The sequence below is a fragment of the Pseudomonas sp. Pse79 genome, from assembly GCF_024519615.1.
Lineage (GTDB): Bacteria > Pseudomonadota > Gammaproteobacteria > Pseudomonadales > Pseudomonadaceae > Aquipseudomonas > Aquipseudomonas veronii.
In genome coordinates this window covers 649,548-662,764 of the sequence record NZ_JALJRR010000001.1, presented here as the reverse complement: position 1 = coordinate 662,764, position 13,217 = coordinate 649,548, and the positions used below count along the sequence as shown (strand labels likewise).

Below are 13,217 nucleotides of genomic sequence, written 5' to 3'. Positions count from 1 at the left end.
AGGCAGGGCGGGCCCACGCCGGATACTGAAAATGTGCGTTGTTGATTTCTTACCGCGATGAATCGAGGGGAAACACCATGAACCGCTACCTGTCCGTTTCACTGTTGGCGCTGGTATTGGCAACGTCCGCCGGGTGCAGTCAACATGTCAAGGAGCTTGAGGCTCGCCTGGACTCCGCGGAAAACAATGCCGCCACGGCGCGCCTGCGCGCTGACGAAGCCTACCTCAAGGCGGAGCAGGCGATGGCGCTGGCCAACCAGGCCCAGCGCACCGCTGACGAAGCCAACGAAAGAGCGATCCATATGCTGACCAGCGCGACCCGCAAATAGCCGCTGCTGCGTGTTATGGGGTCAGCACGATCGCGCCGTTGAACTGCCCGCTGCGCAGGTGCGCGAGTGCCTGATTGGCGTCTTCCAGGGCGAAGCGGGTGATGTCGCAGTGGACCGGCGTGTGCTGCACGGTTTGAAAAAACGCTGTGCCGTCCTGTCGGGTCAGGTTCGCCACTGAACGCACGCTGCGCTCGCCCCATAGCAGTCGATAGGGGAAGGCCGGAATATCGCTCATGTGAATCCCGGCGCAAATCACACAGCCGCCCTTGACGGTGGCGGCCAATGCCAGCGGTACAAGCGCTCCGACCGGGGCGAATATCAGGCTGGCATCCAGCAGGTGCGGCGGCAGTTGGTCCGAAGGCCCGGCCCACACGGCGCCCAATGAGCGTGCATAGGCCTGGCCTGCGCTGTCACCCGGGCGGGTGAACGCGTACACCTGTTGCCCGCGGCCCAGCGCCACCTGGATCGCCAGATGGGCGGCCGCACCGAAGCCGTAAAGCCCCAGGTGGGCGGCGTCGGCGGCCATCTGCAAGGCGCGAAAGCCGATCAGGCCGGCACACAACAGGGGCGCGGCTTGAACGTCCGAGAGTGTGTCGGGAATCGGCAGGCAGAAGCGTTCGTCCGCCACCGTGTATTCAGCGTAGCCGCCGTCCAGATTGCAGCCGGTAAACAGCGCCTGATCGCAGAGGTTTTCCCGGCCCGATCGACAGAAAGCGCACTCGCCGCAGGTCCAGCCGAGCCACGGCACCCCGACGCGGCGGCCGATCCAGTCAGCCCCGACCGCGGCGCCCACGGCCGTCACTTCACCGACGATTTCATGGCCTGGCACCCGTGGCAGTTGCGCTTGCGGCAACTCGCCGTCGACCAGGTGCAGGTCGGTGCGGCACACGCCACAGGCCAGGACCTTGATCAACAGCTGCCCGCTTCCGGGTGTCGGGATCGGGCGCTGCTCCAGTTGCAGCGGCTGGCCGGGGGTGTGCAGAACCATCGCACGCATGACGAATCTCCAGGTGTTCGGGCGGTAATGCTAGATCGGTCGGCGGCAGCCCGCGACCAGACGCTTGAGACCTTCCAGGTCCAGGATCGTGACGTTGCGGCCGACGATCTGCGCCAACCCCTGGTCGCGCAGGTGCGCGATGCCGCGGCAGATGGTTTCCAGGCGCAAGCCCAGGTAGGAGCCGATTTCCTCACGGCGCATTTTCAGCACAAAGTGCCTGGCCGAATACCCGCGTGAGCTGAAGCGTTGCGACAGGTTCAGCAGGAACGCGGCCAGGCGTTCATCCGAGCTCATGTTGCCCATCAGCATCAGCAGGGTGTGATCCTGCACGATTTCACGGCTCAGCAGCCGCGTGAGGTTGTGCTGCAGCGACGGAAGGTTGCGCGCCAGGCTCTCCAGATGGGCGAAGTGGATGGGGCAGACCTCACTGTCCTCAAGGGCGACCGCCGTGCAGGCGTGTGCATCGTCACTGATGGCGTCCAGGCCGAGCATATCGCCGGAGAGTTGAAAGCCGGTCACTTGTTCACGGCCATCGACAGACACGATGCCGGTCTTGAACGAGCCGGTGCGAACCGTATACAGCGAACGCAAGGGGTCGCCGGTACGGAATAAAGCTGCGCCTTTTTTGACCTTGAAGCGTTGCACCACCAACGCATCCAAGTGGGACACGTCAGGACTATCGAGACCGATCGGCAAGCTGCATGCCGACACGCCGCAACCGGAACATGCCGTTTTGGGGGGGATTACCGGTCTGGGGCAGGAGGTGTGCGGTAGCACCGTCGAGCGACCGACTAAACGCAGGTGATGGGCATTCATGCATGCGCTCCGTCCAGGCATGTGCCTGAGTGATAGAGAGAACGAGGAAAATGCGCTTCTTCGACTTTTGCTCAATATCCCGAGTTCCTGTTTCAATTGAGCTTCAGCGCCGGCTTTAAGACTTGATATACATCAAGCCTCGCGCAGTTGAGGCACCCAGAATCGACGAACGACAATCCACGGGTCGAGCCTTGACGGAGGGGTGTATGAGCGATTTTTTGAGTGCAGAGGAGCTGGAAGGGCTGGACGCGTATTGGCGGGCGTCCAATTACCTGGCGGTCGGGCAGATCTACCTCAAGAGCAACCCGTTGTTAAAGACACCCTTGACCCTGGCGCACATCAAACCGCGCCTGTTGGGGCATTGGGGCACCACGCCGGGGCTGAATCTGCTCTATACGCACCTCAATCGGCTGATCAACCAGTACGACTTGAACATGCTCTTTGTCGCCGGCCCCGGGCATGGCGGGCCGGCGGTGGTCGCGCAGACCTACCTGGAAGGCACCTACACCGAGTGTTATCCCTCGGTGGAGCGCAATGCCAATGGCCTGCTGCGGCTGTTTCGGCAGTTTTCCTGGCCCTATGGGATTTCCAGCCACGTTTCGGCGCAAATCCCGGGCTCGATCCATGAAGGCGGCGAGCTGGGTTACTGCCTGGCGCACGCCTATGGCGCGGTCTTCGATAACCCGGACCTGATCGTCGCCTGCGTGATCGGCGACGGCGAGGCCGAAACCGGCCCGCTGGCCGCCAGCTGGCACTCCAACAAATTCATCAACCCCGCGCGCGATGGGGCAGTGCTGCCGATCCTGCACCTCAACGGCTACAAGATCGCCAACCCCACGGTCCTGTCCAGGATCAGCGAAGATGAACTGTCGGCGCTGTTGTATGGCTATGGTTACGATGCGTACTTCGTCGAAGGCGATGACCCGGCGCAGGTGCATCAGGAGCTTGCCCGCACCCTTCACACCATGCTGCTGAAAATCCGCGAGATTCAGCACGCGGCACGCCAGCCCCGGCGCGCCGAGACGCCGGAGCGCCAGCTGTGGCCGGTGCTGGTATTGCGCACGCCCAAAGGCTGGACCGGGCCGAAATTTGTCGATGGCTGTCGGGTCGAAGGCACCTGGCGCGCCCACCAAGTGCCGTTGGCCAACTTTCAGGCGCCGGGGCATGTGCAGCAACTGGCGGAATGGCTGAACAGCTACCGTCCCGACGAACTGTTCGATGCCGACGGCGCCTTGCTCCCGGAAATCGCCGCGCTGGCGCCCACCGGGCACCGCCGCATGAGCGCCAACCCGCACGCCAACGGCGGGCTGGTATTACGCACGCTCGACTTGCCATGCTTTACCGACTACGCGGTAGCCCTGCCGGCCCCCGGTTGCCTGCGTGCCGAGGCGACCCGGGTATTGGGCAGCTTTTTGCGCGACGTGATGAAAAACGCACAGGGCGCCGCCAACTTCCGCCTGTTCGGCCCGGATGAAACCGCCTCCAATCGCCTGGACGCCGTGTACGAGGTCAGCGCCAAGGCCTGGATGGACCCGTTGGAGGCCGACGACGTGAACCTGGCGGCGGATGGCCGGGTCATGGAGATTCTCAGCGAACACGTGTGTGAGGGCTGGCTCGAAGGCTACCTGCTCACCGGGCGTCATGGCCTGCTGTCGTGTTACGAAGCGTTCATCCATATCGTCGATTCGATGGTCAACCAGCATGCCAAGTGGCTGAAAACCGCAGCCGGCGTGCCCTGGCGCAAGCCGCTGGCGTCGCTCAACCTGCTGCTGACGTCCCATGTCTGGCGCCAGGACCACAACGGGTTTTCTCATCAAGACCCCGGCTTCATCGACCTGGTGGCGAACAAGAAGTCCGACGTGGCGCGCATCTACCTGCCGCCGGATGCCAACTGCCTGCTGTCGGTGGCGGATCACTGCCTGCGCAGCCGCAATTACATCAATGTCATCGTGGTGGGCAAGCAGCCGGAGTGGCAGTGGCTGGATATCGACGCGGCCGTGCGCCATTGCCTGGCGGGCATCGGCCGCTGGGACTGGGCCTGCCGCGATGATCAGGAGCCGGACGTGGTCATGGCCTGCGCCGGCGACGTACCGACCCTGGAAACCCTGGCCGCCGTGACATTGCTGCGCGAATACGTGCCGGATCTGCGGGTCAGGGTCATCAATGTGGTGGACCTGATGGTGCTGCAGTCGTCATCGCAGCATCCCCATGGCCTGGCGGATGCCGCCTTCGATGAGTTGTTCACCACCGACAAACCGGTGATCTTTGCCTTCCACGGCTACCCGGCGCTGGTGCATCGGCTGCTGTACAAGCGCACCAATCACGACAACTTCCATGTGCGCGGCTTCATCGAGGAGGGCGCCACCACCACCCCGTTCGATATGGCGGTGATCAACAACCTGGATCGCTACCGGTTGGCGTTGGACGTCATCGAGCGCGTGCCCCGGCTGCACGAGCAACGCCACACCGCGCAGGCGCGCTACTGGGCGATGATGGAGAAACACAAGCTGTACCTGATCGAACACGGCGAAGACCTGCCCGAGGTGCTGAACTGGCAATGGACCCCGGCCGGCTAGGGGCTACTTGTTCTTCCAGTACTTCTGCATTTCCAGGAACAGAAAGGACGCCGTCCACGTGATCAGCACCAGACCGGTCAGCGCTTGCAGGCCGGTCAGGAACTTGATGTGGCCCATGGGGGTGATGTCGCCGAAACCGATGGTGGTGTAGGTCGTGAAGGAAAAGTACACGCAGTCCATGAACGAGCCATCGAACTGGCCCGACAGGCTGCCCCACTCGCCGTCGCGTGTCATCAGGTAATAGACCAGGGCGAAGCACCAGACTTCGATCGCGTGGGCGAGCAGGGCACCGAAGACCCCGATGACCATCCTGAAGCGGCTCCAGACCTTGAGCCGCGGCAACCAGTCGTTCAGGCGCAACAGGCATTCGTAATGAATGATCACGGCGATGATGACCACCAGCGTATTAATCAGCGTGACGGCCAGCATGGCGAGCCTCAGTGCGTGGTTTCAGGGCGACGCTCAACCTGCGGCGACCGGCACGGGTTTCATCGGCAGCAGCGCGGGGAAGTCCTCTGGGGTCAGGCTTTCCTTTTCCATCAACAGGCGCGCGCCGGCCTCCAGGTCGGCGCGATGCGCCTGGAGTAAGCTCTTGGCGCGGGCGTAGGCTTCGTCGAGCAGGGCGCGTATACACAGGTCGACTTCCCTGGCGGTCTGTTCCGAATAATCTTTCTGCCCCGTACTCTGCATCTGTTCACCCAGGTAGGTCATGTTTTGTCGCTCCAGCACCGACTGCCCCAGTTCGGCGCTCATGCCGAAGCGGGTCACCAACTGCCGCGCGATATCGGTCGCACGGGCCAGGTCATCGGCGGCCCCGGTGGACGTCTGAGCATATATCAGAAATTCGGCGGCGCGGCCGGCCATCAGCACGACGATGCGGTCTTTGAGCATCTGGTAACTGATCAGGAAGTGGTCCTCCGTCGGGCGCTGCAGCGTGTAGCCCAACGAGCCAATGGCGCGCGGCACGATGGACACCTTGTGTACCGGGTCCATGGCCGGCAGGTGGCTCGCCGCCAGTGCATGGCCCATCTCGTGGTACGCCACCACCTGGCGTTCTTCGGGGCGCAGCACGCTGCTCTTGCGTTCGATGCCCGCGATCAGGCGTTCCACGGCCGCAGTGAAGTCGTCCAGGCCGACCGTGTCGGCGCCACGGCGGGTGGCGACAATCGCCGCTTCGTTGACCAGGTTCGCCAGGTCGGCGCCGGTGAAACCGGTGGTGATGTCGGCGATGCGCTCGCTGTCGAGGGCCTTGTCCACGGTAATTTTCTGCAGGTGGACCTTGAGAATCGCCTGCCGCCCCTTGCGGTCAGGGCGATCGATCAACACCTGACGGTCGATCCGGCCGGCACGCAGCAGCGCCGGGTCGAGAATCTCCGGGCGATTGGTCGCAGCGAGCAGCACCACGCCCTCGCGGGGATCGAAGCCGTCCAGTTCGGCCAGGAGCTGGTTGAGGGTCTGTTCCTTTTCGTCATTGCCGCCGAACACGCCGACGCCACGCATCTTGCCCAGGGCATCCAGTTCATCGATGAAAATGATGCACGGTGCCGCTTGGCGCGCCTGTTCGAACAGATCGTGGACCCGCGCGGCGCCGACGCCGACGAACATCTCGACGAATTCCGAGCCCGAGATCGAGAAAAACGGCACCCCGGCTTCGCCAGCGATGGCTTTGGCCACCAGGGTCTTGCCGGTGCCCGGCGGACCGACCAGCAGCGTGCCTTTGGGAATATGCGCGCCCAGCCGTGCGTACTTGGCCTTGTCCTTGAGGAACGAGACGATCTCCACCAGTTCGGCCTTGGCTTCGTCGATGCCGGCGACATCCGCGAAGGTGATCCCGGTATCGCGCTGGACAAACACCTTGGCCCGGGACTTGCCGATGTTCATCAGCCCGCCCAGGCCCTGTTTTTCCGCGACGCCGCGAAACAAAAAGTGCCAGACCACCATGATCAGCATAAAAGGCAGCAGCCAACCCAGCAGGCCGCTTAAAAAGGTATTGTCAGTGACCCCGGTGAAGCTCGCGCCCGACTGCGCCAGGCTGGTGGCCAACGTCGGGTCGACCCGCACCGTCGTGAACAGGTTATGGCCGTCGATCGGCACTTGCAGCTTGCCGCTGATCTGGTCTTTCTCGACCTGCAGGTCGCTGACTTTCTGCTCGTTCAGCAACTGCAGAAACTGACTGTACGGGATGTTTTGCACCACGCGGTGTTCCGTCCATAGAAACTGCACAACGGTGAACACGACAAACGCGGTCAGAAAGTAAGACAGGTTCCACTGATGGTTCTTTTTCATGACCTTGACTCAAAAAAGGGCACGCAAGGCAGACACAAACGTTGAATGCCCCAGTCGGCGCACTGGAGCATGCATCACCTCAGGCGAGCAGCAGGTGATCTTCCACCCGCGTGACGCCCGGCACCGACCAGGCCGCCCGTTCTACGAGCTTGCGCTCGCGCCACAGGTGAACCTTGCCGTCGAGCCGGACCACATCACCGTCGACCCTGACATGAATGTCCTTGGCGTCCACTTCAGCATTGCGTTTGAGCGCATCTTCGATGCGTTTGCGGATATCGACGATGTCTACCCGCGGGCTCAGGGTCAGCCGATTATCCACCCCAAGCACGCCGGACAGCTTGCGCACCGCCTTCTCTACGGTTTCTTTCTGGTACTGCCAGTCGACTTGGCCTTCGAGGGTGATCCAGCCGTTCTGAACGATGACCTTAACCGCATTCGCCGGTACGTCGGCGCTCCAGTTGATGATGCTCAGGGCGCGGGAGGCGATGGTGTCGTCCGCGGTACCGGCGCCTTTGTGCAGGCGCACCTGGATCTCCTCGGCGACTGCGCGCACGCCTTTGATGCCTTTTACCGCTTGCTCGGCGCAGACCTTCTGTTCATAGCTACTGACATGTCCGGTGAGCGTGACAACGCCGTTTTCCACGGCAACACCGATGCTGGCTGCATCGATCTGCGGTTGGAATTCAAGCTCTTCCATAATGGCTTTGCGCAAACTCAAGTCGCTCATGATGGTGTCCTCAATCGAATTCGTGGCTGATGACGGGCCGAGAGTGGCCAGTCACTGGTTTCTACGCTCGAACCACGGAAAATCATTGAGCTATATCAACAAGGCCTGAGTGATTCACTCATTGTGTGAAAGCCAGCCATTAGTTGACAAAGATCAGAGCGCGCGCCCTATGGCGCCAGATACTTGACCGACGGTTTTCAGTCACAACAACAGGGCACCACGCTGCTCGCTAGGACGTCGGGTTGCAGTCAGGTGATTACATGCGCCCAGGCCGAGGTATCTAATGCTGCCACTCAAACGTATTTTATTGATTGCACCCTCGGAGATGACACGCACCCCGGCCTTTGACCGGGCCCAGGCACTGGCCATTGCAACCGGCGCGTTGTTGCACATTGTGGCGTTTGATTATGTCGCATCGCTGGAGGTGGCCGGCCTGTTTGACCATGACGCGATGGCCCAGGCCAGGGAAGGCTACCTGCAGGTCCATCACCACTGGCTGGAGCAGCAAATGCGCGTTCAACGGCGTGCGGGGCTGGCGGTCAGCTGTGAAGTGGTGTGGGCCAAACCCAACCTGGCGCACGTGCTGGCGTATGTGAACGACTTTCACGCCGACCTGGTGATCAAGGACGTCCAGCATGTCTCGGCCCTTGACCGGACCTTCCATCAACCCCTGGATTGGCTGTTGTTGCGCGATTGTCCGGCCTGCCTGCACCTGGTCACCGACGCCAGGCACCCCAAACCGTTGAAAGTACTCGCGGCCATTGACCTGTCGCACCTCGAAGAACTCACATACGGGCTGAACGAGCGCGTGCTCGAACTGGCTTCGACATTGGCGCATGTGTGCGATGCCCATCTGCACCTGCTCAATGTCAGCAACTGGTCGGTGGTGGGCGATACCCCCACGAGCGTGCCGACCCAAAGCCTGGATAGCAGTTTGGGCGAGGCGGTCAATGACGCGCAGGTGGAAGCCTTCGATGTGCTCGCCGAACGCTATGGGGTCGAGCAGGAACGCCAACATGTGCTGACCGGCATTCCGCACAAAGTGATCAGCTTGTTCGCCCGGCGCAATGCATTCGACGTGGTGGTGCTTGGCACGGTCTATCGCGACAAGCTTGACCGGCTGATCGGCAGCACCGCCGAGAGTGTGCTGAACCGCACCTCCTGCAGTTTGATGATCGTCAAGCCATCACCCTGGGTTGACTGAAACCACCGATCCCATGAGACCTCAAGGACATAGCCATGCGTATGACATTTCTCGGGGCGGCCGGTACGGTCACCGGCAGCAAGTACTTGCTGGAGCATCGCGACCTGCACGTACTGATCGATTGCGGCCTGTTCCAGGGCTATAAGCAATTGCGCCTGCACAACTGGGACACGTTCCAGCTGCCGGTTCAAGACCTGCACGCCATCGTGTTGACCCACGCCCACCTGGACCACAGCGGCTACCTGCCGGTTCTGGTGCGCAACGGCTATCGCGGGCCGGTGTATGCCACGCCGGCCACCTGCGAGCTGGCGAAAATCCTCCTGCGCGACAGTGGCCGCCTGCAGGAAGAAGAGGCCGAATTCGCCAACCGGCATGGTTTCTCCAAGCATGACCCGGCGCTGCCGCTCTATACCGAACAGGACGCCGAGCGCGCGTTGAAGCTGCTGCGGCCGATCGAGCTGCACCACCGGGTCGCGATCGCGCCGGGCTTGACCATCCTGCTGCGTGACGCCGGGCATATTCTTGGCGCGGCGACGGTCGAAGTCGTCGCCGATGGCGTCACGCTGGTGTGTTCCGGCGACCTGGGGCGGCCAAACGATCCCCTGATGTTCGCCCCGGAAACCATCGAGCAGACCGATTACCTGCTGGTGGAATCCACCTACGGCGATCGTCGACACCCCGCTGAGCCTCCCGAACAGCAACTGGCGGACGTGATCAACCGCACGGCGCTGCGGCGCGGCATCACCCTGGTGCCGTCGTTTGCGGTGGGGCGCGCGCAACTGCTGATGTATCACCTGTATCGACTCAAACAACAGCACGCGATCCCGGACCTGCCGATCTACCTCAACAGCCCGATGGCCACCGAGGTCACCCGCCTGTACCAGCGTTTTCGCTCTGAGCATCGGCTGTCGCTGGAGGACTGCCAGGGCATGTGCGATGGCACGCACTTTGTGTGTTCCGTGCAACAGTCGATTGACCTGGACCAGCAGCGCACCCCCGCGATCATCATTGCCGCCAGTGGCATGGCCACCGGTGGGCGGGTGCTGCACCACCTCAAGGCGCTGGCGCCCAACCCGCTCAACACCCTGTTGGTGCCAGGCTTTCAGGCCGGCGGCACACGTGGCGCGCAGATTGTCGCGGGTGTGCCGTCGGTGCGTATCCACGGTCAGGACGTGCCGATCAACGCCGAGGTGGTGCCGATGCAAACCCTGTCCGCACACGCCGATGCCGATGAAATCATGCAGTGGCTGCGCGGCTTCAAGCGTGCGCCGAAACACACCTACGTCGTACACGGCGAGCCGAACGCCTCGGACGTGCTGCGGCGGCGCATCAGCCAGGAACTGGGCTGGTCGGTGTCGGTGCCGGAGTATCGGGACAGTGTCGAACTGCCGGCGGTCGCGCAGCCTTTGCCGGTCTAGCGCCAAAAAAACGCGCCTGAATCACCGCTCCCGCGCCAAGGATGGGTACTTTCCGACCTGCTGAAAAACATCGCAACCGGATACGCTTTGGCTGATTGAGACTTTTGAAAAACTCTGGAGCTTTTTTATGAATACCGATGAAAAGCTTAGGCAACAGGTGATCGAAGAACTGAATTGGGACCTGGCACTTAAAGCCGATCAGATTTTGGTTCAAGTGTCCGATGGCATCGTCACGCTTTCCGGCAATGTCGCCAGTCACGCCGAGCGCTGGCACGCGGAACAGGCGGTCGCACATGTCGCCGGTGTCGTGGATCTGCTCAACCAGATCGATGTCGTGCTGCCTTCCAGTCATGTGCGGACTGACAGCGATCTCGTCGCGGCCGCCGTTTCCGCATTGCAATGGAATACCTCGCTGGCGGACCACCGCGTCAAAGTCAGCGTGACCGATGGCTGGCTGGTGCTCAGCGGAGAAGTGGATTCTGAGCATCAGCGCCAGACGGCCGGCTACGCAGTGCGCTATCTGCAAGGGATCAAGGGGATCAGTAACGATATCGTCGTCAAGGCCCACGCCTCTGCGCAAACCATCAAGACCGATATCGAATCAGCGTTTCGCCGCAAGGCGATCATCGACGCCCACGCTATCGACGTGCGTGTGGAGGGCGGGGAAGTCACGCTCTCGGGGGTTGTCGGATCGCTCCCGGAGCGGGATATGGCGCGGTTGACGGCATCGGGCACTGCGGGTGTGCAGAAGGTTGTCGACAATCTGATGGTATCGCCCAGCGGCCTTGAATCGCCGGGTTCGACATAACCTTCCGCGATCATCCGCCGATGAGCCCGTTGCGTTTGTCATTGGCAGCCGCCGAGAGTGTTTTTTCGCCGGCCGCCAGGGCGATGCGGGCGAGTTCGGGAATCGACCTGGCTTCGGTCCTGCTCATGATCGACGCTCGGTGCTTTTCCACTGTCCGTTGACTGATCCCCAGGTTGGCAGCGATGTTTTTGCTCGGATGACCGTCCAGCACCATCGCCAGAATCTGGCGCTGCCGTGCGGTGAGGTGGTTGATATGGTCAATCGCAGCCTTGCGAAGGACCTGGGAACTCTCGGTTGCGACTTGGCTGGCCAACGCTTTCTTCACGCTGGTTAACAGCTGCTGATAACGAAACGGCTTTTCAATGAAGTCGCATACCCCAGCCTTCATCGCATCGACGACATCGGCAACGCGACTGTTGCAACTGATCATCAGAACGGGCAACTCGTCGCCCTGTGCTTTAAGACGGGCCACCGTCTCAAGCCCGCTGATGCCCGAGCGGCGCGCATCAATGATCAGGCAGCCCGGTTGGTCAGCGGTATAACTGTCGAGAAACTGCTCGGCAGCGCCGTAGTCGCGCACCAGGTAACCTTCCGACTCCAATAGCGTGCGCAAGTCGCTGCGCAGCGCGGCGTCGTCGTCCACCACGTAAATGACGGGTTGGCGCGACGGAGGCATGGCGTGAACAGCGTGTACTTCGGCGTGTGTACTCAATGCACTGGCGAGGGTGACGCGCAGCAGGTTCAGGCTCACCGGTTTGCGAAGGAGCATGCAGTCGGCGGTCAGGGCGGACTGGGAAACCTGCTTTTTCGTCTCGGCGGTCAATATGACCGCGGGTGTGGTTCGGCTGAATTGATCGCGAATCTTTTGCACCAGTTGGACACCGTCCGAGGACCGCTCGAGCACGTGCTCGGTCAAGATCAGGTCCGGTTGAATGCCCGATCGCGCGATCCATTCCAACGCGGCGACGCTATCGCGCACCGCTGCCGTTCGATAGCCCAGCGCCCCCAAACCGCAACTGAGCATATCGCCTAGCAGGGCGTCCGGTTCCACGATCAACAGCAGGCACGTGCGAGCCATGCCCAGCGCTCGAGCGTTCTGTTGCCTGCGCGCGCCGGGCTGAACGACTGACGGCGATAACGGCGCGCTGATGGAAATCAGCGTCGCGCGTTCGTCAGCGGTTTTGACCTGTAGCTGTAAACCCAGCATCGCGCTGAGTTCCGCTATCGAGCGAAGGGCAGGCTTGCCACAGGCACCCGGCAGCGAAGCCTCATAGACAGGCATCGACACGATACGCAAGGCGTCGTCGCGGCTTTTGCAGCCCGCGAACCACAGCTCGATGCTCAGCCACTCCGCGTGGCGCCTGCAGCCCAGTGTCAGGCGTAGCGTACTGGTACTGTCCATGATGTTGGCAAGCAGACCGCTCAAGAGTTGCCTGAGGCAATCGGGAAGGCTCCTGACCCACGACGAACACGGCACGATCCGCAGGTTGCGGCGCTGGGCGGCGGCCAACGGCAAAAAGTCTTGAGCCAATGCCTTGAAGAGGGTCTGTATGGGGAAATCCACCGCTGCGTGGCGATCATAGTCTGTCGCGGGGGCGGGTTGGTCGAGCCCGAATCGACTCAACAATTTCTCCAGCGTGGCATCCAATTGTTCAAGCACCCTGCGCGCCGGTGTCGCGGGGTCGAATTCACAGGCCTCAAGCTGCCCGACGATGAGTGAAACCAATTGCGCGGTCTGGCGAAGTTTCTGATCGATGCCGCCCAGCCGTTCAGCGGGGAGGGGACAGTAGGCCGATGCCGGGCCTGATGCCTGACGTGGCAACACCTCTTCCGACATGGATTGCTTGACTTGCATGATTACCCCTCCTGGCAAGACGCAAAGTCGTATTGCCTGATGCGCAATCCTATGCAGTTTGTAAGGCGGCTTAATTGATCTATGTAAGTATTTACCGAGCCCCGACGGTTCTAAACCGCTCGGTTGATCGCGAGCGAGCAGGCCGTTCACGCTGAGCGCCTTGTTCAGGCCGCCTTTCGGTTCACATCACCGCGCTTTGCG

General features: G+C 61.9%; 11 protein-coding genes. 5 read left to right on the top strand and 6 right to left on the bottom strand.

The genetic code is table 11. From position 1 onward, the window contains the following. Positions 1–77 precede the first annotated feature (77 nt). A complete protein-coding gene (locus tag NR164_RS02825) occupies positions 78–329 on the top strand; it encodes an Lpp/OprI family alanine-zipper lipoprotein (RefSeq protein WP_017845753.1) in 252 nt (83 codons plus the stop codon). A 13-nt stretch (positions 330–342) separates the two neighbouring features. Here the strand turns inward: NR164_RS02825 and NR164_RS02820 are convergent, their stop codons facing one another. After that, entirely contained in the window at positions 343–1,326 is a 984-nt protein-coding gene (locus tag NR164_RS02820; RefSeq protein WP_102617453.1) for a zinc-dependent alcohol dehydrogenase family protein, read from the bottom strand. A gap of 30 nt (positions 1,327–1,356) precedes the next feature. Beyond that, on the bottom strand, positions 1,357–1,986 hold the full coding sequence (locus NR164_RS02815) for a helix-turn-helix domain-containing protein (RefSeq protein WP_017845755.1): 630 nt from the start codon (positions 1,984–1,986) through the stop codon (positions 1,357–1,359). Positions 1,987–2,348: 362 nt separating this feature from the next. Here NR164_RS02815 and NR164_RS02810 point away from each other — a divergent pair, with 362 nt between their 5' ends. After that, a complete protein-coding gene (locus NR164_RS02810; protein ID WP_256822264.1) occupies positions 2,349–4,718 on the top strand; it encodes a phosphoketolase in 2,370 nt (789 codons plus the stop codon). A 3-nt stretch (positions 4,719–4,721) separates the two neighbouring features. Here NR164_RS02810 and NR164_RS02805 read toward each other — a convergent pair whose 3' ends face one another. From NR164_RS02805 to NR164_RS02795, 3 genes are all read right to left on the bottom strand, one after another. After that, positions 4,722–5,147, bottom strand: a complete 426-nt coding sequence (locus NR164_RS02805; RefSeq protein ID WP_079443761.1) for a potassium channel family protein — start codon at positions 5,145–5,147, stop codon at positions 4,722–4,724. 33 nt (positions 5,148–5,180) lie between these two features. Next, complete coding sequence (gene ftsH, locus NR164_RS02800; RefSeq protein ID WP_256822263.1) at positions 5,181–7,004, bottom strand: ATP-dependent zinc metalloprotease FtsH; 1,824 nt, start codon at positions 7,002–7,004, stop codon at positions 5,181–5,183. A 79-nt stretch (positions 7,005–7,083) separates the two neighbouring features. Then, entirely contained in the window at positions 7,084–7,731 is a 648-nt protein-coding gene (locus NR164_RS02795; RefSeq protein WP_256822262.1) for a BON domain-containing protein, read from the bottom strand. Between the two features lie 283 nt (positions 7,732–8,014). Here NR164_RS02795 and NR164_RS02790 point away from each other — a divergent pair, with 283 nt between their 5' ends. The 3 genes from NR164_RS02790 to NR164_RS02780 all read left to right on the top strand — a co-directional run bounded on the left by NR164_RS02790 (position 8,015) and on the right by NR164_RS02780 (position 11,161). Next, a complete protein-coding gene (locus tag NR164_RS02790; protein WP_177033210.1) occupies positions 8,015–8,935 on the top strand; it encodes a universal stress protein in 921 nt (306 codons plus the stop codon). Between the two features lie 35 nt (positions 8,936–8,970). Further along, positions 8,971–10,353: an MBL fold metallo-hydrolase RNA specificity domain-containing protein gene (locus tag NR164_RS02785; protein ID WP_046383383.1), complete on the top strand. Its 1,383-nt coding sequence runs from the start codon at positions 8,971–8,973 to the stop codon at positions 10,351–10,353. 127 nt (positions 10,354–10,480) lie between these two features. Next, the gene (locus tag NR164_RS02780; protein ID WP_017845762.1) at positions 10,481–11,161 is read left to right on the top strand and encodes a BON domain-containing protein; all 681 of its coding nucleotides are present in this window, start codon (positions 10,481–10,483) and stop codon (positions 11,159–11,161) included. Between the two features lie 10 nt (positions 11,162–11,171). Here NR164_RS02780 and NR164_RS02775 read toward each other — a convergent pair whose 3' ends face one another. Beyond that, on the bottom strand, positions 11,172–13,016 hold the full coding sequence (locus NR164_RS02775; protein ID WP_079443764.1) for a response regulator: 1,845 nt from the start codon (positions 13,014–13,016) through the stop codon (positions 11,172–11,174). Positions 13,017–13,217: the final 201 nt, after the last annotated feature.

Excerpts from the sequence above, each read along its gene's own strand:
- NR164_RS02825 (WP_017845753.1), top strand. The coding sequence starts at position 78 with ATGAACCGCTACCTGTCCGTTTCACTGTTGGCGCTGGTATTGGCAACG.
- NR164_RS02820 (WP_102617453.1), bottom strand. The coding sequence starts at position 1,326 with ATGCGTGCGATGGTTCTGCACACCCCCGGCCAGCCGCTGCAACTGGAG.
- NR164_RS02810 (WP_256822264.1), top strand. The coding sequence starts at position 2,349 with ATGAGCGATTTTTTGAGTGCAGAGGAGCTGGAAGGGCTGGACGCGTAT.
- NR164_RS02805 (WP_079443761.1), bottom strand. The coding sequence starts at position 5,147 with ATGCTGGCCGTCACGCTGATTAATACGCTGGTGGTCATCATCGCCGTG.
- ftsH (WP_256822263.1), bottom strand. The coding sequence starts at position 7,004 with ATGAAAAAGAACCATCAGTGGAACCTGTCTTACTTTCTGACCGCGTTT.
- NR164_RS02795 (WP_256822262.1), bottom strand. The coding sequence starts at position 7,731 with ATGAGCGACTTGAGTTTGCGCAAAGCCATTATGGAAGAGCTTGAATTC.
- NR164_RS02790 (WP_177033210.1), top strand. The coding sequence starts at position 8,015 with ATGCTGCCACTCAAACGTATTTTATTGATTGCACCCTCGGAGATGACA.
- NR164_RS02785 (WP_046383383.1), top strand. The coding sequence starts at position 8,971 with ATGCGTATGACATTTCTCGGGGCGGCCGGTACGGTCACCGGCAGCAAG.
- NR164_RS02780 (WP_017845762.1), top strand. The coding sequence starts at position 10,481 with ATGAATACCGATGAAAAGCTTAGGCAACAGGTGATCGAAGAACTGAAT.
- NR164_RS02775 (WP_079443764.1), bottom strand. The coding sequence starts at position 13,016 with ATGCAAGTCAAGCAATCCATGTCGGAAGAGGTGTTGCCACGTCAGGCA.